At 64.9% G+C, this 21,108-nt stretch carries 21 protein-coding genes and 1 other RNA gene; 8 read left to right on the top strand and 14 right to left on the bottom strand.

Translation table 11 applies throughout. The features are described from left to right. Positions 1-160: 160 nt before the first annotated feature. On the top strand, positions 161-565 hold the full coding sequence (locus OXG30_00950; protein MCY4133472.1) for a hypothetical protein: 405 nt from the start codon (positions 161-163) through the stop codon (positions 563-565). Between the two features lie 8 nt (positions 566-573). Here OXG30_00950 and OXG30_00945 read toward each other — a convergent pair whose 3' ends face one another. From OXG30_00945 to OXG30_00925, 5 genes are all read right to left on the bottom strand, one after another. Continuing rightward, complete coding sequence (locus tag OXG30_00945) at positions 574-2,289, bottom strand: acyl-CoA dehydrogenase (GenBank protein ID MCY4133471.1); 1,716 nt, start codon at positions 2,287-2,289, stop codon at positions 574-576. 1 nt (position 2,290) lies between these two features. Continuing rightward, positions 2,291-3,253, bottom strand: coding sequence for a methylmalonyl Co-A mutase-associated GTPase MeaB (gene meaB, locus OXG30_00940; GenBank protein MCY4133470.1), 963 nt, complete (start codon positions 3,251-3,253; stop codon positions 2,291-2,293). 42 nt (positions 3,254-3,295) lie between these two features. Then, positions 3,296-3,742, bottom strand: coding sequence for a cobalamin-dependent protein (locus OXG30_00935; GenBank protein ID MCY4133469.1), 447 nt, complete (start codon positions 3,740-3,742; stop codon positions 3,296-3,298). A gap of 4 nt (positions 3,743-3,746) precedes the next feature. After that, positions 3,747-5,312 carry a methylmalonyl-CoA mutase family protein gene (locus tag OXG30_00930; protein ID MCY4133468.1) on the bottom strand — a complete coding sequence of 522 codons (1,566 nt, stop codon included), beginning with the start codon at positions 5,310-5,312 and terminating at the stop codon, positions 3,747-3,749. Between the two features lie 100 nt (positions 5,313-5,412). After that, entirely contained in the window at positions 5,413-5,679 is a 267-nt protein-coding gene (locus OXG30_00925; protein MCY4133467.1) for a helix-turn-helix domain-containing protein, read from the bottom strand. A gap of 108 nt (positions 5,680-5,787) precedes the next feature. Between OXG30_00925 and OXG30_00920 the strand changes: the two genes are divergently transcribed. Genes OXG30_00920 through OXG30_00910 form a run of 3 tightly spaced genes read left to right on the top strand, consistent with a single transcriptional unit; the run spans position 5,788 to position 7,256 of the window. Beyond that, positions 5,788-6,177: a nuclear transport factor 2 family protein gene (locus tag OXG30_00920; protein ID MCY4133466.1), complete on the top strand. Its 390-nt coding sequence runs from the start codon at positions 5,788-5,790 to the stop codon at positions 6,175-6,177. A 10-nt stretch (positions 6,178-6,187) separates the two neighbouring features. Beyond that, entirely contained in the window at positions 6,188-6,976 is a 789-nt protein-coding gene (locus tag OXG30_00915) for an SDR family oxidoreductase (protein MCY4133465.1), read from the top strand. Between the two features lie 25 nt (positions 6,977-7,001). After that, complete coding sequence (locus OXG30_00910) at positions 7,002-7,256, top strand: pyrophosphohydrolase (protein ID MCY4133464.1); 255 nt, start codon at positions 7,002-7,004, stop codon at positions 7,254-7,256. On the opposite strand, the gene OXG30_00905 is transcribed toward OXG30_00910, so the two are convergent. After that, positions 7,253-8,272 carry an aspartate-semialdehyde dehydrogenase gene (locus OXG30_00905; protein ID MCY4133463.1) on the bottom strand — a complete coding sequence of 340 codons (1,020 nt, stop codon included), beginning with the start codon at positions 8,270-8,272 and terminating at the stop codon, positions 7,253-7,255. The two genes, OXG30_00910 and OXG30_00905, sit on opposite strands and share 4 nt — an antisense overlap. A gap of 41 nt (positions 8,273-8,313) precedes the next feature. After that, positions 8,314-9,528, bottom strand: a complete 1,215-nt coding sequence (locus tag OXG30_00900; GenBank protein ID MCY4133462.1) for an aspartate kinase — start codon at positions 9,526-9,528, stop codon at positions 8,314-8,316. 100 nt (positions 9,529-9,628) lie between these two features. Here OXG30_00900 and OXG30_00895 point away from each other — a divergent pair, with 100 nt between their 5' ends. Both OXG30_00895 and aat read left to right on the top strand, forming a co-directional pair. Beyond that, the gene (locus OXG30_00895) at positions 9,629-11,119 is read left to right on the top strand and encodes a peptidylprolyl isomerase (protein ID MCY4133461.1); all 1,491 of its coding nucleotides are present in this window, start codon (positions 9,629-9,631) and stop codon (positions 11,117-11,119) included. 40 nt (positions 11,120-11,159) lie between these two features. Next, the gene (aat, locus tag OXG30_00890; protein ID MCY4133460.1) at positions 11,160-11,840 is read left to right on the top strand and encodes a leucyl/phenylalanyl-tRNA--protein transferase; all 681 of its coding nucleotides are present in this window, start codon (positions 11,160-11,162) and stop codon (positions 11,838-11,840) included. Here the strand turns inward: aat and OXG30_00885 are convergent. Both OXG30_00885 and OXG30_00880 read right to left on the bottom strand, forming a co-directional pair. Further along, on the bottom strand, positions 11,837-12,403 hold the full coding sequence (locus tag OXG30_00885) for an MOSC domain-containing protein (GenBank protein ID MCY4133459.1): 567 nt from the start codon (positions 12,401-12,403) through the stop codon (positions 11,837-11,839). The genes aat and OXG30_00885 overlap by 4 nt on opposite strands. 248 nt (positions 12,404-12,651) lie before the next feature. Further along, entirely contained in the window at positions 12,652-14,208 is a 1,557-nt protein-coding gene (locus tag OXG30_00880) for an acyl-CoA carboxylase subunit beta (GenBank protein ID MCY4133458.1), read from the bottom strand. 51 nt (positions 14,209-14,259) lie between these two features. Between OXG30_00880 and OXG30_00875 the strand changes: the two genes are divergently transcribed. After that, positions 14,260-14,835 (top strand): TIGR00730 family Rossman fold protein, encoded by a 576-nt coding sequence (locus OXG30_00875; GenBank protein ID MCY4133457.1) that lies wholly within the window; start codon positions 14,260-14,262, stop codon positions 14,833-14,835. Here the strand turns inward: OXG30_00875 and OXG30_00870 are convergent. After that, on the bottom strand, positions 14,820-15,953 hold the full coding sequence (locus OXG30_00870) for a nitronate monooxygenase family protein (protein ID MCY4133456.1): 1,134 nt from the start codon (positions 15,951-15,953) through the stop codon (positions 14,820-14,822). The two genes, OXG30_00875 and OXG30_00870, sit on opposite strands and share 16 nt — an antisense overlap. Before the next feature lie 15 nt (positions 15,954-15,968). After that, positions 15,969-16,844: a flap endonuclease gene (locus tag OXG30_00865; GenBank protein ID MCY4133455.1), complete on the bottom strand. Its 876-nt coding sequence runs from the start codon at positions 16,842-16,844 to the stop codon at positions 15,969-15,971. Positions 16,845-16,896: 52 nt separating this feature from the next. Here OXG30_00865 and OXG30_00860 point away from each other — a divergent pair, with 52 nt between their 5' ends. Next, entirely contained in the window at positions 16,897-18,075 is a 1,179-nt protein-coding gene (locus tag OXG30_00860) for an acetyl-CoA C-acetyltransferase (protein ID MCY4133454.1), read from the top strand. 185 nt (positions 18,076-18,260) lie between these two features. On the opposite strand, the gene recR is transcribed toward OXG30_00860, so the two are convergent. The 3 genes from recR to ffs all read right to left on the bottom strand — a co-directional run bounded on the left by recR (position 18,261) and on the right by ffs (position 21,022). After that, positions 18,261-18,872 carry a recombination mediator RecR gene (recR, locus tag OXG30_00855; GenBank protein MCY4133453.1) on the bottom strand — a complete coding sequence of 204 codons (612 nt, stop codon included), beginning with the start codon at positions 18,870-18,872 and terminating at the stop codon, positions 18,261-18,263. 39 nt (positions 18,873-18,911) lie between these two features. Continuing rightward, positions 18,912-20,825, bottom strand: a complete 1,914-nt coding sequence (gene dnaX, locus OXG30_00850; protein MCY4133452.1) for a DNA polymerase III subunit gamma/tau — start codon at positions 20,823-20,825, stop codon at positions 18,912-18,914. Between the two features lie 97 nt (positions 20,826-20,922). Beyond that, an RNA gene (gene ffs / locus OXG30_00845) (signal recognition particle sRNA small type) lies at positions 20,923-21,022 on the bottom strand. Between the last annotated feature and the right edge of the window lie 86 nt (positions 21,023-21,108).

Raw genomic sequence — 21,108 nt, 5'->3', positions numbered from 1 at the left:
CTCGCGGCGGCGGGGACAAGTACAAACGTAACTAAATTGCAACATTATTCCAAGCACCCCTCGACTAGTTCAGTGTGACTGATGTTGTGATTGTGGTCAATGACATAGGTGCTATTGGCGCGGTTTCTCCGGTCGTTCATGTGGTGGATACCCTGAGGGCATGGCCAGCGGATCCGACCTCCTAGATCGTCGAGAGCGAGTTGTTCTCGCCGAAGATTTGGCCGGAGTGGCTGAGGGAACCTCGGGCGAGGTGATGCTGCACACCGGCATGCGCTGGCTGCGCTATTGGGTGCGGTTCGACAGCGGAGCTGAACGGGGCTCAATCCATCGCGACAAGCTGGTCAGGGAAGCCGAATGGGAGGATTTCCTGATCAAGCGGGCCGAAGCTGAGGCTGCGGCCGAAGTTGCCGCCGAGTCCGGGGGTGAATTGGGCAGCGACTCTGGTGACCAGCCGGACGCAGCCGTAGATGATGGGGCAAACGAGGACGTGGTGATTAACGACGCCACGGTGCCGGCGCATCTCCTGGCCCGCAGCGCTTCAGCTCGCGAGCGTCTCGGCGGATAGTTGAGCCGCTAGCCCAGCGCGGCCGCTCCAGAGGTGACTGCGGAGAGCAGGGCGGGGGCCGTCGGAAGGATCTGATCGAGGTAGAAGCGGCTGGAAGTCTGCTTCGCCCCCCAGAATTCAGCCCGCTGAGGTTCGGCTGCCTGGAGACGTTGGGCCGTGTCCCAGGTTTGCGCCATGACCCATCCGCCGACGGTGAGGCCGAGCATCTGGAGAAACGGGGTGGCCCCGGCCAGAGCGTCATCGCCGGGGTGCTCACCCAACCAGCGGGCGGAGTCGGCCACGGCTGCGACCGCTTGGTCCAAGTTCTTGTCCAAACCGGTCATTTCCTCCAGCAGGGAAGCCAGAGGAGCGCCATCGGCCATTGGGAGCTTGCGTCCGATCAAATCGATGGCCTGAATGCCGTTGGTTCCCTCGTAGATGGGGGCGATGCGGCTGTCGCGCCAATGCTGGGCGGCCCCGGTTTCCTCGATGTATCCCATGCCGCCGTGTACCTGGATGCCCAGCGACGCCACTTCGACGCCCTGGTCGGTACACCAGGCCTTCGACACCGGGGTGAGCAATTCGGCCCGCTGTTGGGCTCGTAGGCGTTGGTCCGGGTCGGGATGGCCGGCAGCGCGGTCGGCCGCGGCGGCGTTGAGAAGCAGTAAGCCCCTCATGGCCTCCGTGCGGGCCCGCATGTCCAGCAGCATTCGGCGCACGTCGGGGTGTTCAACTATCGGTGCTTGGATTCCGGGCTCGGTGTCGGCTCGGCGCCCTTGGCGCCGGTCGGCGGCGAAGGTCGCCGCTTGCTGGTAGGCCCGCTCGGCCACCGCTAGGCCTTCGAGCCCCACCAACAGGCGGGCCTTGTTCATCATGGTGAACATCAGGCGCATGCCCTCGCCCTCTTCCCCCACCAACTCACCGATTGCCCCGTCGAGTTCCATCACGCAAGTGGGGCTGGCGTGGATGCCCACCTTGTGCTCAAGCCCGATGCACCGAATTGCGTTTCGCTCGGCCAGCGCGCCGTCGTCTTCCACCAGGTACTTGGGCACGATGAACAAGGAGATTCCCCGGGTGCCCAACGGCGCGTCGGGGGCGCGAGCCAGCACAATGTGAACGATGTTGTCGGCCATGTCGTGGTCGCCCCACGTGATGAAGATCTTCTGACCCCACAGGCGGTAGCTCCCGTCGCCTTGGGGTTCGGCTCGAGTGGTGAGCGCGCCGACATCGGAGCCGGCTTGGGGTTCGGTCAAGAGCATGGTTCCGGTCCAGGCGCCGCTGGTGAGCGGGGGCAGCCAGCGGTTCTTTTGCTCGAAACTGCCGTGGACGCTGAGGGTGCCGATGGCGCTCTGGCTCAGCATCGGGCACAGCGAGAACGCCATATTGGCCGATGTGAACATCTCTTGGATGGCCACGTCGACAACCAGCGGAAAGCCGGCCCCGCCGTGTTCGGGCTGGGCCGAAACTGCCGTCCAGCCGCTTTGGGCATACTGCTGGTAGGCCTGACGGAATCCCTTGGGAGTAGTGACGTCGCCGTTGGTGTTGAGCTCGCTGCCGACCTCATCGCCCATTCGATTGATGGGGGCCATAACCTCGGCCGCTAGCCGCCCGGCCTCAGCTAGGAGGTCTTCGGTGTGGTCGAGTCCGGTATCGGTCCATGCCGGCATTTGGGCCAGATCGTTCAAACCGGCGATGTAGCGCAGGGCGAAGGCGATGTCGTCCAAGGGTGGTGAATAGGTGCTCATGTCAGTCTTCAGGGGGGTTGTCGGGAATCAACGACGCCAGCAACTGCTGGGCAGCGGCGGCAGGAGAGAGCTCGTGGCGCTCGACGAGGCTCAGCGCAGACTCACTGGACTGGTCTTCGACGATGCGGTGAGTCCGGTCGCGCAAACCGAGCTCGACCCGGTCGACCACTTCGCTGCGACGGCGTCGGCAGCGGCGGCGAACCAGCTCGCCGGAGTGATTCAGATACGAGGTGTGACGCTCGACTTCTGCCCACAAATCGTCGATGCCCTTCCCCTCGGTGGCAGTGGTCAAAACAATGGGGGCCCGCCAGTCACCCCGGTGTCCGAGATCGAGCATCAATTCCAGGTCCCGGCGGGCGCCGCGGGCGTCAGGGCGGTCGGCCTTGTTCACGACGAAGATATCGGCCACCTCCAACAACCCGGCCTTGTTGGCCTGCACCGCGTCGCCCCAGCCGGGAGTCACTACCACCACGGTGGTATCGGCCGCGGCGGCGATGGTTACCTCCACTTGGCCAACTCCAACGGTCTCCACGATGATCGGGTCGTAGCCGGCCGCGTCGAGCACCCGGACTGCGTCGGGCACGGCCACCGCCAGCCCACCGGCGTGTCCCCGCGTGGCCATCGAACGAATGAAAGTATTGCTGCTGACGTTGTTGTCCATTCGGATGCGGTCGCCCAAAATGGCCCCTCCGGTCAGAGGAGAGCTGGGATCTATGGCCAGGATGGCCGGCTGGTCAGCACCGGAGACGGCCGCCAGATGACCGGTTATGGTGGACTTGCCGCTGCCCGGGGCGCCTGTGACCCCGATTACCCGGGCCTGTCCGGCATCGCGGTGGGCCCGCTCAGACACCATCACGGCGTTGTCGTCTTGGCGCTCCACCATGGTGAGCAGCCGGCCCAACACCCGTCGGTTGCCGGTTCGGGCTGTTTCGAACAACTCGTCGAGTGAGTTGGGACTCTTCATGCGAACCGTTCGCAATCCAGTTCGGGGTTCACAGGCGACAATTCACCGGGCGGCGGAATGGCGGCCCACGGCAGCCTTCACAGCGGCCACCACTTCCTCGGCTGATGCGCCGGGTCCGAGCACTGCGGCCACACCGGCCTTGATCAAAACACTGACGTCTTCGGCGGGCACGATTCCCCCGATTACCACCGGCACGTCCAATCCGGCGCTGTCGACCGCCTGCACCATGCGAGGCGCCAGGGTGAGATGACCGGCGTTGTGCATTGACAGCCCGATCACGTCGACGTCCTCCTGCTCACAAGCAGCGATGATGCTCTCGGTGGTTTGGCGCAAGCCCAAGTAGATCACTTCCATGCCCGCATCGCGAAGGGTGCGGGCCACCACCTTCAGACCTCGGTCGTGGCCGTCGAAGCCCAACTTGGCCAACACCACTCTCAGTGGCTCTGGGTCGTCTGCGAACCGCGGTGAGTGGCCGGATGTCTCGCTCATGGGATCACACCACGGCGGTCTCGACATAGGTGCCGAACACCGACTCCAAGGCGGCGACGATCTCGCCCCCGGTGGCATAGGTCCGCACTGCGTCGATGATGGAGGGCATGAGATTGACGTCGGGCTGTTTGGCGACATCGATCAGCGCGGCGAGAGAAGCTCGGACCGCATCGTCATCACGATCGCCGCGGACTTGCTCGAGGCGCTTGATCTGCATCTCCTCGGTGGCGTGACCGATGGACAGCAGATTGGCTTCGTCGTCGTCGTTCTCGGTGAATTCGTTGACCCCGACGATGATGCGCCGACCGGCGTTCACCTCGCGTTCGAAGCGGTAGGCGGCGTCGGCGATCTCCCCTACGAAGTAGCCATCGTCGATGCCGGCGTACACCCCTTCCAGCATGGAGCCGCGGCCAAGTTGATCGATGTGGTCGAAGATCTCGTTGGCTTGGCGCTCCATCTCGTCGGTCATCCACTCCACGAAGTGGGATCCGCCCAGTGGGTCGACCACCGAAGCGGCACCGGTTTCGTGGGCCACGATCTGCTGGGTGCGAAGGGCGATGCGAGCGGCTTTCTCAGTGGGCAAGGCCAGGGCTTCGTCATAGGAGTCGGTGTGCAGGCTCTGGGTGCCTCCGAGCACCGCGGACAGGGCTTGGACGGCCACTCGGGCGATGTTGTTCTCGGGTTGCTGGGCAGTGAGAGAGACGCCCGCGGTCTGGATGTGGAATCGGCACATTTGCGACCGGGGGTTGGTAGCGCCGTAGCGGTCCTTCATCCAAGTGGCCCATATCCGGCGGGCGGCCCGGAATTTGCCGATCTCTTCGAAAAAATCGCTGTGGGCGTTGAAGAAGAACGAGAGCCGGGGGGCGAAATCGTCCACGTTGAGGCCGGCGGCGACGGCGGCTTCGACATAGGCGAATCCGTTGGTCAGCGTGAAGGCCAGTTCTTGGGCGGCGGTGGCGCCGGCCTCGCGGATGTGGTAGCCGGAAATGGAGACCGGGTGCCAGCGGGGCATTTCCGCGGTGGTGAAGTGAATCAGATCGGTGACCAGTCGGACCGACGGCCGGGGCGGAAAGATGTACTCCTTTTGTGCTTGGTACTCCTTCAGGATGTCGTTCTGGATTGTTCCGCCAAGGTGTACCCGGCCGACGCCATTCTTTTCAGCCACTGCGATGTACATGGCCATGAGGATGGCGGCTGGCCCGTTGATGGTCATCGAGGTGGTGACCTTGCCCAGTTCGATGCCCGAGAACAGGTCCTCCATGTCGGCCAGTGTGTCGACGGCAACTCCGGCCCGGCCTACCTCGCCCACCGACCACTCGTGGTCGGAGTCGCGGCCCATGAGGGTGGGCATGTCAAAGGCGGTGGACAGCCCGGTTCCCCCGGCCCGGAGTAATGCATGAAATCGGGCGTTGGTATCGGTGGCGGTTCCGAACCCGGCAAACATCCGCATAGTCCACAATTTGCTGCGGTAGCCGGTGGGGTACAGCCCGCGGGTGTAGGGGTAGTCGCCAGGTTGCAATCCGTCGCCGTAGGAGGGGTCGAGGGGAATTCCCGACATGGTCTCGACCATTGGGGAATTCTATCGTGGAAGTCCGATAATTGGAAGTGCAACTATCGGCAATCTGCCGCTAGCCGGTGGGTTCAGGCGTCTTCTGGGGTCTAAGAGCGGTTCAGCTCCTCACCAGCATCCCGGGGCGGGCGCCGGTGAGGCCTCCGTCGGCGATCACCATTTGGCCGACGACGAGGGTGGCGACGAATCCATCGCCCCGTTGGATCAATCGCCGTCCTCCGGCGAGGAACTGGTCGCGCCACTTCGAGACCGACACCGCCGACGTCCCCTCCCGGCGGGCCGCCTCCGCAACCGAGACCTCCCCCCGCAACACAGCCAAAACGATCCTCGCCTTGTCCTCCACAGACTTCCCAGGCTGACGGCTCATCCAGTTGACGCTGCCCGCAGCCGCCGCTCCCAAGTCTGAGCACAGCCCGCTCCCGGCCTCAGGCGCTCGCCTGCATTGTGGCTGTTGGGCGTGGTTTAAGCTCGGGGCATGAGTGATGAATTAGCGATTCGGAATATTGTTGCCCGGCTGGCGATGCTGTCGGATGGGGGGGACTTGGAGGAGTACGTGGACCTGTTCACGGATGACGCTCGGTGGGATATGCCGGGTGGAGAGTTGCAGGGGCGAGACAATCTCCTGGCCGGAGCTATAGAGCGTAGAGCGGCGGGGACAGTAGGGCCGGGCAGCAATACGCGGCATGTGATTGCCACCCAGACGGTGGAGGTGGATGGCGACGAGGCCGTGTCTGACGCCTACTTTCAGTTCTGGGTACACACCGCCACGGAGCCCTCGATTGCGCTGTTCGGCACCTACCAGGATCGGCTGGTGCGCACTGGCGACGGGTGGAAGCTAGCCCATCGCGTCATTTCGTTCGGGTAGAACAACGCGCATGACGGACTCCGATCGGGGAGCACTCAAGGGTCGAGTGGCACTAGTCACCGGCGGGGGACGGGGGATCGGGCGGGCCATAGCGCTGGGAATGGCCCAGGAGGGGGCGACAGTGGTGGTGTCGTCGCGAACTCGGCAGCAGCTCGATTCGGTTGTAGGAGAGATAGCCGCCGTAGGTGCTACAGGATTGGCGGTGGTGGCCGATGCCGCCGATGAAGACCAGGCCCGGTCACCGGTGCGGGTGGCGGTGGCCGAGTTCGGGCGAGTCGACGTGCTCGTGAACAACGTGGGGGGCTCTTCGGGGGGAAATCACGATCCCTTCTCGGGAAGCGCCGAGCCGTTCATGGCCACGTTGCGGCTGAATCTCATCTCAGCCTTCTGGACCAGCCAGGAAGCGCTTGTCCCCATGCGAGAGCAGGGCTATGGCCGCATCATCAACATCGGCTCGGGTGCCTCCAAGCGAGCGGCGGCCAGCGTGGGCTACACCGCGGCCAAACACGGTCTTGTAGGCCTGACCAAGCAGATGGCCATGTCAGCGGCACCGCATGGGATCACCGTGAACTGCCTGTGTCCGGGGTGGACCAACACCGCGTTGGTGGACTTCGAACGCTTGGCCGCGGCCAAGGGGATCACCGCGGCCCAGGCTGAAGCTGACGCCCATGCCGAAAGTGCCCAGCGCCGGATTCTCGAGCCTGAGGAACTGGCTCCTATGGCTGTGCTGTTGGCCTCCAAAGCGGGCGAGGGCATCACTGGACAAGTGATAAGCGTGGATGGGGGCTATCGCCTCTGATTGCTGCGATAGATAACGTGCGGCGGTGGAGATTGCAGCCTTTCAACAGCTCATGGACGACTTATACGGTCCCCAGGATCGGAAGCGGGGGGTTCCGGCAACAGTGGCCTGGCTGTGCGAGGAACTGGGGGAGCTAGCCCAGGCGGTGCGTAAGGGCGATGACGCGGAGCGGTTGCACGAGTTGGGGGATGTGCTGGCTTGGTTGGCGTCGTTGGCCAATCAGTTAGATCTCAGTTTGGAAGAGGCGGCGCTGAGGTATCGAGATAACCCGCCGCGCTAGGCGGTGATCAGTGTCTCGGCGATTTGGATGGCGTTGAGGGCGGCGCCTTTGCGGAGATTGTCGCCGGCGACGAAAAAGGACAGGCCGTGGGGGACGGTGCGGTCGATGCGGATGCGGCCAACCATGGTAGAGTCGATGCCTGCCGCGACCAGGGGCGTGGGTACATCGTCGACCACAACGCCCGGGGCGTCGTTGAGCAGTTCGGTGGCCCGCTCGGGGCTTAGGGGGCGATCGAATTCGGCGTTGATGGCCAGGCAGTGGCCGGTGAACACCGGCACTCGCACGCAGGTAGCGCTGACCGCCAACTGGGGCAATTCCAAGATCTTGCGGCTCTCGTCGGACAGCTTGCGCTCCTCAGAGGTTTCCCCCGAGTCGTCATCGATCCAGGACCCGCATTCAGGTACCACGTTGAAGGCGATGGGCGCAGCAAAGACCGAGGATGCCGGGAAAGAGACGGCCTGGCCGTCGTGGGTGAGGCCGATAGCGTCGTCGGCTACCTTGCGCACTTGCTCGTCCAATTCGGCTACTCCGGCCAGTCCACCCCCCGAAACCGCCTGATACGACGAGATCACCAGGCGTCGCAGTCCGGCTTCGACAGCCAGCGGCTTGAGCGCCGGCATGGCCACCATGGTGGTGCAGTTGGGATTGGCCACGATCCTCTTGGGAATCTCAGCCAGCGCGTGGGCGTTGACCTCCGGCACCACCAAGGGCACATCGGGATCCATGCGCCAGGCCGAAGAGTTGTCGATCACTATGGCTCCGGCTTGGGCCACCTGAGGGGCCAGCTCCCGAGAGGTGCCGCCCCCCGCGGAGAACAGGGCTATGTCCACCCCGCGGTAGTCGGCAGTGGCGGCATCTTCAACGACCAGTTCTTGATCCCGCCAAGATATGGTGCGTCCGGCTGAGCGGGCCGAGGCCAACAGCCGCAGCTCGTCAACCGGGAAATCCCGCTCGGCCAACAGGCGGCGCATCACCCCGCCCACCTGGCCGGTGGCGCCCACAATGGCAACTCTCACGGCGAAAATCCTACTGCCGACAAGGCAGAAAACCGCGGCCGTTAACGGGAGAGTTCGAAGGCCTCGTGCAGCGCAGAAACAGCTGCGTCAGTCTGATCTTGGCGGATGACACAGCTGATCCGAATGGGAGAAGTAGAGATCATCTCGATGTTGATCTTCTCCCGGGCCAGCGTCTCGAACATGGTGGCGGCCACGCCGGGATGGGACTTCATCCCCGCTCCCACCAGGCTAACCCGGGCGATCTTGCGATCAGCGGTCACACCGGTCGCCCCGATCTCGTCGGCCACTGTCTTGGTCAGCGATGCCGCCGTGTCGGCATCCCCGTCGGGAACCGTGAACGAGATGTCGGTGACGCCGTGCTCGGAGGCGTTCTGCACGATCATGTCTACGTTCACGCCGGCGTCGGCCAGCTTGCGGAACATGGTGGCGGCCACCCCTGGCCTATCGGCCACGCCAGTGACTGTGATCTTCGCTTCCGACGTGTCGGGGGTGACCGACCGGATGATGGGTTGCTCCATGGAAGACTCCTCTTTGACCACCCAGGTGCCCTGCTCCCAGGTGAATGCGGATCGAATGTGCAGCTTGACTCCGTAGTTCTGGGCGACTTCCACTGACCGCATGGCCGGCTTGGGACAGCCCACCGCGGTCATTTCCAAAAGCTCGTCGAATGAGATGGAGCCCAGCTTGCGGGCATCGGGGCATACCCGGGGATCGGTGGTGAACACCCCGGGCACGTCGGTATAGAGCTCGCAGGCATCTGCCCTCAAAGTATGGGCCAGCGCCACCGCCGTGGTGTCGGAGCCTCCCCGGCCCAAGAACGTCACGTCGTTCTCGGTACTGACCCCCTGCGATCCGGCCACCACCGGCACCCGGTTGGCGTCCAGCGCGGCCTGAACGCGGTCGGGGGCGATCTCCAAGATCTTGGCGTTGCCGTGGTTGGTGTCGGTGATGAATCCGGCCTGGCTGCCGGTGAACGAGTCGGCCGGCACTCCGAGGTCGTGCAGGGCCATGCAAACCAACGCGCATGCTTTGCGCTCCCCGGCAGTTATGAGCATGTCCAGCTCCCGACCCGGCTGGGTGGTGGACACCGCCGAGGCCAGCGACAACAGATCATCGGTCTCCCTGCCCATGGCGCTGATCACCAATACGATGTGATCGCCGCGATCCCGGCACCGGCGCACATGGTCGGCCACTTCGCGGATGCGATCGGCATTGGCCACCGACGTGCCGCCGAACTTCTGAACCACCAAGGCCACGAACAAACGCTACCGGTCGCTCATGGGCACTCTTGTGGTTGTTATCCGAGTTTCTTGTGCTGGTAGGCACTTGGGCGATTGCCATCGTAGATTTCAGGCGATGGCCACCGATAAGAGGCAGCGTCAGCGGGCGCGCAGACAGGTTGCGCAGCAGCGGGCCAAGGTAACTGAAAGCCGCGGTCGAATCCGCTCTAGAGGTGTTCGGGTTGTCCTGATCGCCGCGGTGATCGTGGTGGCGGTGGTGATCTTGTGGCTGGTGGTGCGAGATGACGGCAGTGACGACTCCAGCGGGGACGCCGCGATCGCCGATACCACCCAAGGCGATGGCGCCGACGTTGCACCTGGCACCGACGGCTTTCCCGACCTACCCCCGCCCCCGGGCCCGGGCGACGAGCTGACCGGCGAAACCACGCCCTGCCCCGATCCGACGGGCCCGGCGTTCCGCGTGACCTCATTTGAGTCGGCGCCCGCTCAATGCCTTGATCCCGGGCTCGACTACACCGCGGTATTCGAAACCACCCTGGGACAGATAAGGGTGGCCCTCGACCAGGAGGCCAACCCTGAGGCGGTGAACGCCTTCGCGGCGTTGGCCGGCTACGGCTACTACGACGGAACAGCCGTGTTCTACACCGATCCCACCGGCGGTTACATCCAAGGCGGGGCACCGCACACCAACAATGCCGACGATCCCGGACCGGGGTTCACGGTGGCAGCGAGTGAACCCGATGAGTATCGGCAGGGCCAGCTACTGTGGTCGGCCGAGGGAGACTCGACCGGACAGTTCCTCTTGTTGGCCTATGACGAGTTCCTGCCATCCCAACCGGTGTCGGGGCTCACCAGCCTGGGTCAGATTTCCGACGGCAGCTTGGCCGTGGTTCTCGATGCTCTGGCACTTCATGTGGATGACCCCGACACCGCCTTCGGGGGGCGGCCGTCGGAGTCGGTCATCGTCAACTCCATCGCCATCCAATCCACCGACCCACCTCCTGAAGGGAGCATTGACTTGAGCGGATGTCCACCAGCCGACGGATCAGGACCACAGGTCCTCGATTTCGACGGCCCTCAGCCCATGTGCTTGGACGCGTCCAAGCAGTACACCGCGGTGTTCGATACCACCGCAGGCGAGATGCGGATCGACCTCGACATGGTCAACACGCCGATCACGGCGAACAACTTCGCGGTGTTGGCCCAATACCACTACTACGACAACACGCTGTTGTTCCGCACCGACCCCGGAATCGGCATCATCCAGGGCGGGGCGCCGCACACCAACTCGCCGTCGGATCCCGGGCCGGGCTACACCATCGTCGACGAAGGCTCGGGCTTTACCTATGAGCCGGGCCAGATCGTGATGGCCCGCACCGGGGCGCCCAACAGCGCCAGCGCCCAGTTCTTCTTCGCAGTCAACGAGAACACCGCCTTGCTCAACAGCCAGGGCACCTATGTGGTGTTCGGCCAGATGGACGCTGAGAGCCTGGGAGTGGCCGAAGCCATTTTGGCCAGCCACGTTGACCAGCCCGGCAACCGGCTGGGAGGGGCGCCCGAACCCCAGGTGATCGTCAATTCGGTAACCATCGAAGAAACCGGGTAACCCTCCACCCTGGCTTCGCCGAGTGGGGCAGAGTATTGGGGTGAGGCCAAATGGTCGATACCACCCCGAGCCCAGCCAGTGGGAGTTCCCCCTTGCGGAGACGGCCGACGAGCACGGGTTGGTGGCAGTGGGTGCCGACCTGGCGCCCGGCACGCTGCTGGCGGCCTACCGATCTGGATTGTTCCCCATGCCGCTGGGGCGCACCGACAAGCTGGGCTGGTGGTCGCCCGATCCCCGCGGGGTGATTCCGCTCGACGAATTGCGGGTCACCCGTTCGCTGCGCCGTTCGCTGCGCCGCTATCGAATCACCGCCGATGTCGCCTTCGCCGACGTGATCGACGCTTGTCGCACCATTGAACGACCCCACGGCTGGATATCGCCAGACATCCGGGATGCCTACGTGCGGCTGCACCGCTTGGGATGGGCTCACAGTGTGGAGGCTTGGTCGGAGGATGGGGAGTTGGTGGGCGGACTCTACGGGGTGTCGATTGGTGGGCTGTTCGCCGGGGAATCGATGTTCCACGTCGACCGGGACGCGTCCAAGGTGGCGCTGGTGTCTCTGGTGGGGAGGTTGAATCACGGCGGTGTTTCCCGACTGCTGGATGTGCAGTGGGCCACGGAGCACATGGCGAGCCTGGGGGCGGTGGAGATTTCTCGGAGCGAGTATTTGGCTCGGTTGAAATTGGCAGTTAAGCAGCCGTCGGCTCCTTGGCCTCGTTAGGGCAGTCGGGTCACCTTGTCCCTGGTGTGGATGGGGCCGGGGTGGATGACCCGGGCGTTGATGCCGCGGAGGTTTAGGGCTCGGCCGGTGGGGGAGTTGACGAACCGCAGGGCGTCGAGGCCGAACCGAGACGAGAACTTGCCACAGCCGGAGTGGGGTTCGGCGGTGACCTCGATGACCGCCTCGCCCAGGGCGAGGCGGGTGCCCGGTGGCAGGGTCTCGGTGCTGATGTCGAGATCGATGTAGAGCTGGTCGCCCGCGAGGGCCCAACGGTCGATGGGCCCGGCCACTGCGGCCGCGGCCCGGGCGTTCATGATGTTGAGCTGCGCGTCGAGCAGTGGACCCCCGTCAGGGGACTTTGAGGAGCTTCGCTGGTTCCAGGTGTCGCCGACGAGACCCTCTTCCAGGCTGAGCGTCCCAGACTCCAACACCTCACGCTCGTCTACTGCCGGACGGCGCACGATCAATTCCAGGGTGCCATTGTCGGCCGGGGCCTGACGGATATGGGAAAGGGAGGCTTCCAGCTCTTCGGGAGTGCGATGGTGAGCGGAATCAGCGGTCATCGCTTCAGAGCTTGCCGCTGGCGGCGGGTTGTGGCCGGCGCAGCCCACCAGCGGCCGCTGAACCGCCAGCGAGGGCCGGCGGATGCCGATGGCTCTGCTGCTACTGGACGGGGCCAGAGAGCCTCATAGGCGGCCAAAATGGCAGCTACTTCGGATTCAGTGGGCTGCGGGGTGATCTGAATGAGGCTCATAGGGCTGTTCTAGCTGGTCTTATGGGTCTGGCCAGAGTGATTTTCCGACGGTGGAGATTAGAGAGGAATAACGCCGTGCTTTCGGGGCAGCAGATCCTCGCGCTTGGAGCGAAGCATCTCGAAACCGGAGATCACGAGGCGGCGGGTGTCGGCCGGATCGATGACGTCGTCGATGTAGCCTCGCTCGGCGGCAATGTAGGGGTTGGCGTACCGCTCGGTGTAGTCATCCACCAGCTCGGCCCTTCGAGCCACCGGATCGGCAGCCGACTGGAGCTCGCGGCGATAGATAATCTCCACCGCCCCTTGCGGGCCCATTACAGCCAGCTCGGCAGCCGGCCAGGCGAAAGAGAGATCAGAGCCAACCGACTTGGAGTCCATCACCACGTAGGCCCCGCCGTAGGCCTTGCGGGTGATGACCTGGATGCGGGGCACGGTGGCCTCGCAGTAGGCGTACAGCAGCTTGGCCCCGTGGCGGATGATGCCGCCGTGCTCCTGGTCGACGCCGGGCAGAAAGCCGGGAACGTCCACGAAGGTCAGCAGCGGGATGTTGAAGGCGTCGCAGGTCCGCACGAATCGGGCTGCCTTGGACGACGACTCGATGTCCAGCACGCCGGCCAGCACCATGGGCTGGTTGCCAACTACGCCCACGGTGTAGCCGTTCAGCCGGGCGAAGCCGCACACGATGGACTGGGCCCAGTGGGCGTGGTACTCCATGAACTCCCCGTCGTCCACCACTGCTTGGATCACCGTGCGCATGTCGTAGGGCAGATTGGGGCTGTCGGGCATGATGTCGCGCAGCTCGGGGGTAAGCCGCTCGGGATCGTCGGTGGCGGCGACCTGCGGGGGTTCCTCCAGATTGTTGGCCGGCAGGTGGCCGATTAGGAACCGGACCTCGTCGAGAACTTCCTCCTCGGTCGGACCCACAAAGGTGGCCACACCCGACTTGGTGGAGTGGGAGCGGGCCCCGCCCAGTTCCTCGAGGGTTACCTCTTCGCCGGTGACCGTTTTCACCACATCGGGGCCGGTGATGAACATGTGCGACTTCTCGGCCACCATGAACACGAAATCGGTCATGGCCGGGCTGTACACCGCACCTCCGGCACACGGGCCGAGGATCACGCTGACCTGGGGTATGACGCCGGACGACTTGACATTGCGGTGGAAAATCCCTCCGTAGGAGTCAAGCGACACAACACCCTCTTGGATGCGGGCGCCGGCGCCATCGTTGAGGCCGATCATGGGGGCGCCGACCGACAGGGCCAGGTCCATCACCTTGTGGATCTTCTCGGCGAACACCTCTCCCAGAGCCCCGCCGAACACCGTGAAGTCCTGGGCGAAGAGAAATACCTTGCGGCCGTCGATGGTGCCCCAACCGGTGATCACTCCGTCGGTGTAGGGCCGCTCCTCGATCCCGCTGTCCAGCGCCCGGTGGCGGGCCAGCATATCGAGCTCGTGGAACGATCCGTCGTCGAGCAGGTACTCGATACGCTCCCGGGCCAGCATTTTGCCCTTCTCGTGCTGGCGGTCGACCGCCCGCTGGGGACCGGCATGGATGGCCTCGTGCTTGCGGCGTTCCAGGTCGTTGAGGCGGTCCTTCATCGAGTGCTCGGCCATTGTCGTGACAGGCTACATGGGGTTCGGGTCGGTAGCCTCACTCTTGTGACTATGGAATCTGGGGAAACGCGTCGGCGGGTGGCGGTGTTTTGCAGTTCGTCGCTGGGGAATGAGCCGGCTTATGCGGAATTGGCCGCCGATTTGGGGCGGCGGTTGGCTGACGAGGGCATTGGGGTGGTGTTCGGCGGGGGGCGGATCGGGCTCATGGGGGTCATGGCCGATGCGGTAATGGCCGCGGGTGGTGAGGTTATTGGGGTCATCCCCAATTTCTTGAACGAAATCGAGGTGGCCCACCAGGGGCTGACCGAGCTCCACCTTGTCAACGACATGCACGAGCGCAAACAGCTCATGTACTCGCTGTCGGACGGCTTTTGCGCGCTTCCCGGCGGGCTGGGCACGCTGGAGGAGCTGTTCGAAGCGGCCACATGGACCCAGCTAGGACTGCACGAGGGCGGGCGGTACAAGCCGGTTGTGCTGTTGGACGAGGACGGGTTCTGGAAGTCGCTGGCCGAGTTTCACGACGGGCTGGTAGAGAACGGATTTGTGAAGCCCGACAAGGCGAAGATCATCCGGCGGGCCGGTTCGATTGATGAGGCTTTAGCGCTGCTCTATCAGTCGTCGAGTTGAGCTGTGAGTCCTTCCACGGCCTCAATGAATTCCTCGACGAGGTTGTAGACCACCTGGCGGGTGGGGAGAGATTGGTTCATGGCACCCACGATCTGGCCGACGAAGTAGTTGGTCAGCTTCTCGGCGCCGCTGCCGGGGTGGTGGGCCACCCGGTCGATGCGGCGGCGGGGCTCTCCGGTCAGCATGATCTGAAGCGGCATGGGGAGTGGGTCGGGGGTATCGGGCCGATTCCATTCCTCCGTCCAGGCCGAGCGCAGCATCCGGGCCGGCTTGCCGGTGATAGTGCGGGACCGCTCTGTGTCAGATGATCCGGCAGCCAAGAACTTCTCTTTGACCGCGGGATGGGTTTCAGCCTCCTCGGTAGTAAGCCACACCGAGCCGCACCACGCTCCCTGGGCGCCCAGCGCCATGGCCGCGGCCATTTGGCGCCCTCGGCCAATGCCCCCGGCGCCCAATACCGGCACCGGAGCCACCGCATCCACCACCTCGGGGATGAGCACCATGGAGCCCACCTCTCCAGTGTGTCCGCCGGCTTCGTATCCCTGGGCGACTATGAGGTCGACGCCCGCGGCCACATGGCGCTCGGCGTGGGCGGCCCGGCCCGCTAGGGCAGCCACCTTGGCCCCGGCAGCGTGGCCTTGGGTGATCATCTCCGGGGGAGGCGGACCCAGCGCGTTAGCCAGCAAGGCAGGCTCGTAGGCCAAGGCGATTTCGAGCTGGCGGCCGGCGCGGCGGCCTGACAGCGGGGCCGCGGGACCCCAGTCCCGGGGTGAGCCGTCGTCGGGCGGTAGCGGCGGCACGTCATAGCGCTCGAGCAACTCGTCGAGAAATTGCCGATGTTCATCGGGGATGAGTGAGTTGGCCTGTTCGACGTCCAGCCCGCCTTGCTCCACACCCTCGTAGCGGGCGGGAACCACAAGATCGACGCCGAAGGGTCGGTCGCCGACCTGCTCCCGGATCCAGGCCAGATCAGTTTCCAGATCGTCCTCGGTGTGTCCGACAACCCCCAGCACCCCCAATCCGCCGGCCCGGCTGACCTCGGCGGCCACATCGCGACAGTGGGTAAAGGCGAGGATCGGAAACTCGATGCCAAACATTTCGGTGACTGCGGTTCGCATGGGTGGTTCTTCCTCTCAGTCTTGCCCGATTCGGGCCTTCGATTTCTCAGATCGCTCGATCAGGTGCTCGCCACCCATTCTGCCCATCAACTCGGGGAATTCGGAAGTGGGGCCCATCCAGCGCAACTCGTCCAGGCGACCGAAAGTGGAGGCATCGTCGGCGATGGTAGCCATCGTCCGAAATAGCAAGGCCAGCTCCCGGTTCTCGGACAGGGTGGCGGCGAGCTTGGCCGAGCCCCGCACGCTTACCTCCCACTGGCCGACGGCGTCGGGAATGTTCTCCAGGTGGCGATAGTGGGACAAAACCGTCGCGGTGGAGCGGGCTCCCCAGCCAGGTAGTCCGGGGAAGCCATCGGCGGTGTCGCCCACCAGGGCCAGATAGTCGGGTATGGATTCGGGGAGCACTCCGAACTTGTCCACCACCCCATCGTGGTCGATGAGCTTCTGCTGTCGGCGGTCGTACTGAACAATGCGCCCGTCAGCGGTAACGCACTGGGCCAGGTCTTTGTCGGGGGTGCAGATCAGTACCTGCTCCACACTCGGGTCGAGGGCGGCTTTGCGGGCCGCAGCCCCTAGAGCATCGTCGGCCTCGTGCTCGACCATGGGCCAGACGCAGAATCCGGCCGCGGCCAGGGCTTCTTCGACCAAGGGGAATTGGCCCATCAACTCCGGGGGCACTCCCTCGCCGGTCTTGTAACCGGGCCACAATTGGTTGCGGAACGATTCGATCACCTGATCGGTGGCTATTCCGATGTGGGTGGCCCCGTCGTCCACCAGCTGGAGCATGCTGTGCACCACGCCCCGGGCCGCTCCGTGCTCTGGATCGCGGTTGCCAGGCGAGAAGTGGTAGCGGAACAGCTCGTATGTACCGTCGACCAGGTGAATCCGCACGCCCTGACCGTATCCTGTTCGGCAGCGGAGATGAACGGACGAAGGAGAAGCAATGAGTGGCACGGTGATCTTGGCCGGGGCCCGTACGCCGATTGGGAAGATGTCAGGGGGATTGGCGTCATTTCGGGGCACGGAGCTGGGGGCATTGGCCATTGGGGCGGCGCTGGACCGGGCTGGCGTGGCACCCGAACAGGTGGATTACGTGTTCATGGGGCAGGTTCTGTTGGCCGGAGAGGGCCAGGCCACGGCTAGGCAAGCGGCAGTGGGAGCCGGAATCCCCATGACGGTGCCGGCCACCACGGTGAACAAGGTGTGCCTGTCGGGGATCAACACCGTCTATCTGGCCCATCAGATGATCTCGGCCGGCGATGCCGAGATCGTGGTGGCCGGGGGCATGGAGTCGATGACCAAGGCCCCCTATCTGCTCACCCGGGCCCGAGAGGGGTATCGCCTTGGTGACGGCGATTTGGTGGACTCCATGATGTATGACGGGTTGTTCTGCGCATTCGACCACTGCGCTATGGGAATCGGAACCGAGAAGTATGCGGCGTCGAGCGGGCTGGACCGCGAGCCCCAGGACGCTTTCTCCGCGCAGTCGCACCATCGGGCCGCGGCAGCGGCAGGTGCGGGTTTGTTCGACGACGAGCTGGTGGCGGTGGAGGTGCCCCTGCGCCGGGGAGACCTAGTATCGGTGATGGCCGACGAGGGGGTGCGCCCGGAGGCGACCGCGGAGGTGCTGGGCCGGCTGCGCCCAGCGTTCGCCGAGTCGGGCAACATCACCGCGGGCAACGCCTCCCAGATATCTGACGGGGCCAGCGCGCTGGTGGTGGCCAGCCGGGAGCGGGCCGAGCAGCTCGGCGTAGAGCCGCTGGGAACGTACGCGGGCTACGGGCAGGTGGCCGGGCCTGATCCATCGCTGCTCACCCAGCCGTCGCGGGCCATCTTCCAGGCGCTCAAGTCGTCCAACTTGAGCCTGGGCGACGTGGACCTGTTCGAGATCAACGAGGCATTTGCCGCGGTAGCGGTGGCGTCGATGGCCGATCTGGGGATTTCAGACGACGTGGTGAACGTCAACGGTGGTGCCATCGCCCTCGGACATCCCATAGGGGCCAGCGGGAATCGCATTGTGCTCACCCTGCTTCACGAGCTTCGCCGTCGAGGCGGTGGAACAGGGGCAGCAGCCTTGTGCGGGGGCGGTGGTCAGGGGGACGCCCTGCTGGTCCAGGTTTGATTATTACAAGCCCGGTATGACTTGACTTTGTTTCGTCATCTTTGTAATGTAATCGCAACAAACAAGCGCCGCCTTATGCGTGCCGGTTCCCAATGCCCCCCGCCCGGCTCGCTAAGGCGGTGTCTTGCGTTTGACGGGTAGTCGGCTCAGCCGGAGCGGCCTTGCCCTTGAGGGAGATGAGAGGCTCAGCTGGCGGAGATGCGCTGGCGTCCCTCCAGAGCCCGACTGAGGGTGAGCTCGTCGGCGTATTCCAGGTCGCCGCCTACCGGAAGACCGCTGGCGATGCGGGTGACGGCCACCCCGAGGGGTTCGATGAGCCGGGCCAAGTACATGGCGGTGGCCTCGCCCTCGATGTTGGGGTTGGTGCAGCAGATGACCTCGGTCACGTTCTCGTCGTCGATGCGGGCCAGCAACTCCTTGACCCGGAGCTGGTCGGGGCCGATGCCCTCGATGGGATTGATGGCGCCGCCGAGCACGTGGTAGCGGCCCCGGAATTCTCGGGTCTTTTCCAACGCCACGATGTCGCGGGGCTCTTCCACTACGCACAGGGTGGCTGGGTCGCGCCGGTGATCGGCACACAGCTCGCACTCGGCGTGCTCGCTGATGTTGAAGCACCGCTGGCAGAACCGAACTCTTGCCTTGGCCTCTTTGATGGCCTCGGCCAGCTTCAAGGCGTCTTGCTCGGATGCCTTCAATAGATGGAAGGCGATGCGCTGGGCAGACTTCGGACCTATGCCCGGCAGGCGGCCTAACTCGTCGATAAGCACCTGAACCGGAGCGGTGTAGACGCTGCTCATGCTCGGTTCGGCATTCCCTGATCCCCCAGTCCCCAGGTCTTACTGCCCAGTGCTCGGTGGGCCAGTGCTCGGTGGGCCAGCGGCCGCTGGCGATTCGATGGAGATCAACTCGGAGTCCGGGAACGCCGCCATGAGGTTGGAGAGGGCCTTTTGGGCGACGGTCTCCTCGTCCATGAGTTCGTCGGGGTCGATGGCCTCGGCCTCGTCGTGAACGGTGGGGATCGAGCGCTCAGATGCGGGCCCGAGATCGGGGGGAGGAGCGGTGCTGTCGTCGTCCACGGTCAGTCGCATGGGCACAGCTCGCCCGAAGTGTTGGCCAAGAGCGCTGTCGATCTCGTCGCGGACCTCGTCGCAGCGGTCTACTTGGATTTGGCTGGGCAAGGCGAACACCGCGCCGTCGGTGTCGTTGGCCAAGAAGCGCCCGACCTGGAAGCGAACCCTGGCCTTGTTGGACAGGTTGGCCAAGATGGTGTCTCCCCAAGCGAGGACGATCTCCTCGCGGGAGGGCAGCGGCTCGCTGGCCTTTGCGGGGCCAGCGCCGGTCACAGAGGTTGAAGCAGCTTCATGGCGCTCGGGGTCGGCTGGCTTAGCAGCGGGCGCCGTTCCCGCCCGCACTGCTCCCAATGTGGGCCGTGGGCTCCGATCGGGGGATTGGGCAGCTTCGGATTCGGAGTCCTGAGCGGGAGGGGCGGTGGCACTTGCTTCGGCTTCGGTTTGCTTAGCCTGGATTTGGGCGATGGCGGCCCGGGCTCGCTCGTGTCCGCTGCTGGGGCCAGGGGCCCGCCCGGCCGGAGACGAGGCATCGGCGGCAGGGGCCGGGTTGTCGCGGCCGGAGGTCCCGGCAGACGCAGGCGGCCCGTGGCGCTCCAGGCGTTCGACGCGCTCCAACAGGGCGGCGATGTCGGTGTCTAGGTCGCGGCGGGTGAGCCGCCCTAGTGCCACCTCCAAGTCGACCCGGGGATCGGGTGCCTGGCGCATGTCCACGAGGGCAGTGCCCAACACCTCCAGCGCCCGGGTGAGCCCGGCCGGGGGGATCAGCGCCGCGGTGGCTCGGGCGCTCTCCTGTTGGGCGTCGGTGAGGTGGCTGAGATCGGCGCCCATCGCGCACAGAAAGGCGTTGCGGAGTCGGTCGAGAACGGCCTCGCCGATTATCCGGGGCTCGCGCCCCGATCGTAGGGCATCGTGTACTGCCACGAACGCGGGGCCGTAGTCCTGGCCTCCTAGGGCGTCGATGACGGCATCGACCGCGTCGAGCCGATCGGTCACCCCGCCGGCGGCCGCGATTTGATCGAGGGCCGACAGCGTGTCCCGGGCCGATCCGGCTCCCCGGTGTACGGCATGGTCGATGGCATTGTCGCCTACTTCGAGCCCGGCCTGCTGGACTACCCAGCGGGCGTGGTCGGCCAGCACGTCGCCGTCGATGAGGTTGAACTCCAAGTGCTGGGTGCGGCTGCGAATGGTGGGCACCACTTTGTGGGGTTCGGTGGTACACAGCACGAACACCACATGGTCGGGGGGCTCCTCCAGCGTCTTCAGCAGGGCGTTCTCGGCACCGGGGGTGAGCATGTGGACCTCGTCCAGCACATACACCTTGGCCTTGCCGGGAGAGCCCATCGCTACCCGGGAGATGAGGTCGCGGACATCGTCCACCTTGTTGTTGGAGGCGGCATCCAGCTCAATGAGGTCGTAAGAGGCGTTGTTGGCGATGTCCAGGCACGACTGGCACTGGCCGCAGGGTTCGCCGTCGCTGCTCAGGTTGGTGCAGTTGAGGGCTTTGGCCAAGATGCGGGCCGTGCTGGTCTTACCGGTGCCACGGGGGCCGCTGAACAAATAGGCGTGGCCGACCCGCCCCTGCTGGACCGCGTTTTGCAGGGCTCGAACGACGGGCTCCTGCCCCCGCAGCTCCGCGAAGCAGCCCGGCCGATACCGTCGATAGAGCGCCTGAAGGGCCATTGTGCTGACTTTACTCAGGCTGAGTGACAATGAGGCTCAGACGGGCAGAATCAGTGGGGCAGAATCAGTGGAGCCGTGTGATCCCGGTCTCGAAAGTGATGGCCAGGCAAGTCTGCGGCACACCCCAGGATCCGCTGAGAGCTGCTGCCTCCCGGCCCTGACTCGGTTCACGGGCTGGCGTTGCACAGGACCCGACCATCACATTCCAAACCGGGCACACGGCCCAGATGGCAACAGGATAGCGGCAACCGGTTCAGGTCCGCCCGCTGGGTTGCGGTAAATT

It is taken from the genome of bacterium (assembly GCA_026708015.1).
Lineage (GTDB): Bacteria > Actinomycetota > Acidimicrobiia > Acidimicrobiales > Bin134 > Poriferisocius.
The sequence above is the reverse complement of the archived record's forward strand: the minus strand, read 5'-3'. Positions and strand labels throughout refer to the sequence as shown.

Coding starts and splice junctions, on each gene's coding strand:
- OXG30_00950 (MCY4133472.1), top strand. CDS start 161: ATGGCCAGCGGATCCGACCTCCTAGATCGTCGAGAGCGAGTTGTTCTC.
- OXG30_00945 (MCY4133471.1), bottom strand. CDS start 2,289: ATGAGCACCTATTCACCACCCTTGGACGACATCGCCTTCGCCCTGCGC.
- meaB (MCY4133470.1), bottom strand. CDS start 3,253: ATGAAGAGTCCCAACTCACTCGACGAGTTGTTCGAAACAGCCCGAACC.
- OXG30_00935 (MCY4133469.1), bottom strand. CDS start 3,742: ATGAGCGAGACATCCGGCCACTCACCGCGGTTCGCAGACGACCCAGAG.
- OXG30_00930 (MCY4133468.1), bottom strand. CDS start 5,312: ATGGTCGAGACCATGTCGGGAATTCCCCTCGACCCCTCCTACGGCGAC.
- OXG30_00925 (MCY4133467.1), bottom strand. CDS start 5,679: ATGAGCCGTCAGCCTGGGAAGTCTGTGGAGGACAAGGCGAGGATCGTT.
- OXG30_00920 (MCY4133466.1), top strand. CDS start 5,788: ATGAGTGATGAATTAGCGATTCGGAATATTGTTGCCCGGCTGGCGATG.
- OXG30_00915 (MCY4133465.1), top strand. CDS start 6,188: ATGACGGACTCCGATCGGGGAGCACTCAAGGGTCGAGTGGCACTAGTC.
- OXG30_00895 (MCY4133461.1), top strand. CDS start 9,629: ATGGCCACCGATAAGAGGCAGCGTCAGCGGGCGCGCAGACAGGTTGCG.
- OXG30_00885 (MCY4133459.1), bottom strand. CDS start 12,403: ATGACCGCTGATTCCGCTCACCATCGCACTCCCGAAGAGCTGGAAGCC.
- OXG30_00880 (MCY4133458.1), bottom strand. CDS start 14,208: ATGGCCGAGCACTCGATGAAGGACCGCCTCAACGACCTGGAACGCCGC.
- OXG30_00875 (MCY4133457.1), top strand. CDS start 14,260: ATGGAATCTGGGGAAACGCGTCGGCGGGTGGCGGTGTTTTGCAGTTCG.
- OXG30_00870 (MCY4133456.1), bottom strand. CDS start 15,953: ATGCGAACCGCAGTCACCGAAATGTTTGGCATCGAGTTTCCGATCCTC.
- OXG30_00860 (MCY4133454.1), top strand. CDS start 16,897: ATGAGTGGCACGGTGATCTTGGCCGGGGCCCGTACGCCGATTGGGAAG.
- recR (MCY4133453.1), bottom strand. CDS start 18,872: ATGAGCAGCGTCTACACCGCTCCGGTTCAGGTGCTTATCGACGAGTTA.
- dnaX (MCY4133452.1), bottom strand. CDS start 20,825: ATGGCCCTTCAGGCGCTCTATCGACGGTATCGGCCGGGCTGCTTCGCG.